Annotated in this window: 2 protein-coding genes; one reads left to right on the forward strand and one right to left on the reverse strand. The window is 49.6% G+C overall.

The genetic code is table 11. The annotated features are described in order from the left end of the window. Positions 1-94: 94 nt before the first annotated feature. Positions 95-1,225, reverse strand: a complete 1,131-nt coding sequence (locus ABYW01_RS17625; protein WP_372835298.1) for a methyltransferase — start codon at positions 1,223-1,225, stop codon at positions 95-97. Positions 1,226-1,489: 264 nt separating this feature from the next. On the opposite strand from ABYW01_RS17625, the gene ABYW01_RS17630 reads away from it, so the two are divergent. After that, a partial coding sequence (locus ABYW01_RS17630) for a diguanylate cyclase (protein WP_372835301.1) occupies positions 1,490-3,166 on the forward strand: 1,677 nt, incomplete at its 3' end.

A 3,166-nucleotide genomic window follows, 5' to 3' on the forward strand; every position in this document is an offset into this window, starting at 1 on the left:
CCCCTTGGGTATTACGGCAAAGTACTTCCTTGATTGTGAACCTTCCCGAAAACCAGAGTCGCCACAGGACTTATTTGCACCTTCCTTAAGTGCGTTATTTGCGAGCACGTAAAATAACGAACTTTTTGTTGCTGGCAACCGTTTCGCAATTGCCGAAGAGCTTCTTCAGCGTGATGTGATAACCCAGATGACGGTTACCAATGACCCAGAGCTCTCCTCCTTCGCGTAATACGGCGCGGGATTCTCGAAACATCTGATTGGCGATGTGAGTGCCTACGACCGTCTGCTGATGAAATGGCGGATTATTTAACACCAGATCAGCACTGTTGCGTGGCACGCCTTGCAAACAATCTGTCGTAGAGAAGCGTGCGGTGCGAGTGTCGCTAAACGCTGTTTCGAAATTGAGCTTAGCGGACGCCACCGCCATAAAAGACTCGTCTACAAATGTCAGCTCAGCCGCCGGGTTTTTTTCGGCTGCCATCAGACCGACAACGCCATTACCACAGCCGAGATCGACGATCTGCTGATAGCGATCATCCGTGGGCAGGTGGCTGAGGAAAAAACGCGTACCTATATCTAAACTGTCGCGGGAGAAAACACCGGCGTGGTTATAGATCCGATGTACGCTGTTTTCCAAAACGTAGCTGGATGGATAAGGGGATGCTGCGGGTGTGATGTTGCAATCCACTTGGGGGAAAATAAGCCGCGCTTTTTTCCGGGCCAAAGATGTATGGGTTTCGCCGATCAGCTTCTCAAACAGTTTAAGCGTTGATGTATGAATTCCTTTCACCATACCACCCGCAATAACGCGGCTACCCTCTTTCAGGTGAGACCTTAAACGGTGGAGCTGGTCTTCAAGCATCGCCAGACTTTTTGGCACTTTGATCAACACAAGGTCAAACTGATCTTCGGGGGCTGAGAGGCTATCCAGCAAATTGATTTGATCTGCTGGAATATTGTTGTCGCTAAGGTTCCCTCTAATACCTGCATGCGCCAACCAGGAATCTGAGATCACGGTCGGACGGTATTGATGCAAAGCAACCGCGAGACTACCGAATTGATCGTTAAGCACTAATATCCGGCAACCATCGTTGAGCAGATGTTCGTCAGCGACCTGTTGCAAAAGGTACTCATCGGCGGCATCCCAGGCCCTTAGTTTTTCCTGTTTACGGCGGGGAAAACGGCTTAGCTGAAATTGTCCCTGAGGGACGGATAAAATTTCCATCTGCGGTGCTACCGGTCATCAAAATTTAGTCGGCGAGTTTAGCACATCATGGGATTTTTCGACGCGTGAGTGGATGAGTGGGTAGAGGGTGAAAGGCGTGAAAATATCTCATAGTAATAAAAATCTAATTTTTTATGCCTTGTGGCATAATCGCGTTCTTGTGGTGTCTATTAAGGGATCGGTTTTAGGGGTCAGGGATGAGGGGGAAGGTTTCTTTTCGAGTATTGCCTGTTGCATCGATTCATTAAACGATCGTCAGATTTTTTGCTGAGCGATTTTGTTCGTACACGCCTATTTTTACTGGCTGCCGTCGCTTGTGTGCTGGTCTGGATTCTTGACCCCTTAGTGGATGTGTTCATCGTGGGTGAAGGTTCCATTTTTGAGCAACTGATCACGCCGTCTGCCACAGAACTCTACTTCCGCTCGTTTTTCTCGCTGCTGATTATTGGTGGGGCTGTTGTCCTGCGGATGATTCTATTACGTTACCGATATCAGAATATGGAGCTGAAAGAACAGCGTGCGATGATGAAGCGAATCATCGATTCTGATCCTGAGTGCATTAAAACCGTGGCGGCAGACGGGGAATTGCTGGATATGAATCCGGCCGGTTTGAAAATTGTCGAAGCCGATTCCATTGAGCAGGTGCGTTACGCCAATGTGTATGACCTGATTGCAGACGATGATCGCGCTGACTACATCGCATTCAATGAACGGGTATTCAAAGGTGAGTCCGGCATCATGGAATATGATGTAATGGGATTGAAGGGCGCGCGTAAACGGGTCGAAACCCATGCCGTGCCGTTGCTGGATGAAGACGGGCGGGTATCCGCACATCTGGCAGTGACCCGTGACATCACTGAATTCAAACGTTCGCAGGAAGAACTGAAAAAATTCTCCGTAGCAGTAGAGCAGTGTGCCAGTGTGGTCATGATTACCGATGCTGACGCCTGTCTGACGTATGTTAATCCCCGCTTTACCCATGTGACGGGTTTCAGTGCTGAAGAAGTACTGGGGCAAACGCCACGTATTTTACGTTCGGGAAAACACTCGGAATCCTTCTACGCTCAACTCTGGCACCGTATCTCCAATGGCCGCGAGTGGCGCGGAAAGATGCAGAATCGCCGCAAAAGCGGAGAACTGTATTGGGCGATGGTGGTAATTTCTCCGCTGAAAGATGAGAGCGGAAAAATTACCCAGTACCTATGCACACAGGAAGATATCACCAGCTCCCATCTACTCAGTGAACAGTTGGATCATCAGGCCCGTCATTGCATGCTCACAGGCCTGATTAATCGCTATGAATTTGAACAACGATTAGATGTGATGCTCAAAGGCGTGCGCCGAGCGGGCACTCAGCACGCTGTATTTTTCCTCGATATCGACCAGTTTAAAGTGATCAACGATAGTTGCGGGCATATGGCCGGAGATCAACTGTTGCGTCAAATTGGTGGTTTGATTCAGTCTCATGTTCGTCGAAACGATTCGGTTTCACGTCTGGGTGGCGATGAGTTTGCGGTCTTGCTTGAGCTGTGTACCCCTCAAGAGGCGGTCCGTGTTGCTGAAAAGTTGCGCTCGGCGGTGGAGGACAGCGTGTTTGGCTGGGGGGAGAATATTTTCCGGATTACGGTCAGCATCGGTGTGGTATGTATTGATGATCACTCGCCGGAAATCGCCGAGGTGATGAGTTGCGCCGATACGTCCTGTTATATGGCTAAAGAGCTGGGACGGAATCGGGTTCAGTTCTATCAGGACGATGAAACCTCACAGCGCCGTCAGGACGAAGCGCAATGGGTCAGTCGCATTCATGAAGGCATTGAGCACAACCGGTTCTGTTTATATGTGCAGGATATTGTTGGCTTACAACAGGAAGATCTGCGGCATTACGAGGTGTTGATCCGTTATCAGGATGAGCACGGTCAGTTGATTCCTCCGGGTGCATTC

The sequence above is a fragment of the Pontibacterium sp. genome, assembly GCF_041587635.1.
Classification (GTDB): domain Bacteria; phylum Pseudomonadota; class Gammaproteobacteria; order Pseudomonadales; family Balneatricaceae; genus Pontibacterium.